General features: G+C 66.4%; 1 pseudogene. It reads left to right on the top strand.

Features of this window, described 5'->3' with window-relative positions:
* Positions 1-980 (top strand): annotated as a pseudogene (locus tag ENZ74_RS32920) (autotransporter outer membrane beta-barrel domain-containing protein); the annotation flags it as partial.

The raw sequence follows: 980 nt of genomic DNA, 5'->3' as shown, positions 1-980 counted from the left end.
GTCCATCGGCGGCGGTGGCGGCGGCGGCGGCTCCGCCTCGACCAAAGAGGATATCGTCGGCCCAGGCGATGCTGGCGAGACTTCGGTCGGTATCGGCGCGGCGATCGCCCTCGGTGCCGGCGGCGCCGGCAATGGCGGCACGGTTTCGGTGACCAACCGCAATCTGATCGTCACGGACGGCGCCGATTCCTATGGCATCAGCGCCAATTCGATCGGTGGCGGCGGCGGTGTCGGCGGCTCGTCCAGCTCTGGCGTGCTTGGCACTTACGCAATCGGCGGCTCGCTTGGCGGTGCGGGTGGCAAGGGCGGCAATGGCAACCAGGTCGATGTCGTCAATATGGCCGGCGCAACGATATGGACCAAGCAGGAGCGCTCGATAGGCATCTTCGCGCAGTCGGTCGGTGGCGGCGGCGGCGCAGGTGGTGCCGGCGAAAGCAAGGGCAAGAGCGATGGCGGTGAAGTCGCGGTAAACCTGTCGCTTGGCGGCTCGGGTGAGGTCGGCGGCAACGGCGGCAAGGTCAATGTCGAAAACAGCGGCATAATCCAGACCGACAAGGCCAATTCCCACGGCATCCTGGCGCAGTCGATCGGCGGCTCCGGTGGCGTCGGCGGCGCGTCCGGCACGTCATCCACCGACTCGAAGATCGCCATCACGCTGAGCCTCGGCGGCGCCGGCGGCGCTGGCGGTACCAGCGACAAGGTTCACGTCCAGAACTTCCAGAGCGGTTCGATCCTGACGCAGGACGACAACTCGCACGGCATCTTCGCACAGTCGGTGGGCGGCGGCGGTGGTGCGGGTGGCGCTGGCTCGACGGAGACCGGTAAGGCCGAGACGGCCGTTACCATGTATATTGGCGGCCAAGGCGGCAGTGGCAGCATCGGCGGTGAGGTCGAGGTCAACAACTTCGGCAAGATTGAAACACTGGGCTATATCTCGCACGGCATTTTTGCGCAGTCGATCGGCGGTGGCGGTGGTGCCT

The sequence above is a fragment of the Mesorhizobium sp. M7A.F.Ca.CA.002.15.2.1 genome, from assembly GCF_003998715.1.
Lineage (GTDB): Bacteria > Pseudomonadota > Alphaproteobacteria > Rhizobiales > Rhizobiaceae > Mesorhizobium > Mesorhizobium ciceri.
The sequence above is the reverse complement of the archived record's forward strand: the minus strand, read 5'-3'. Positions and strand labels throughout refer to the sequence as shown.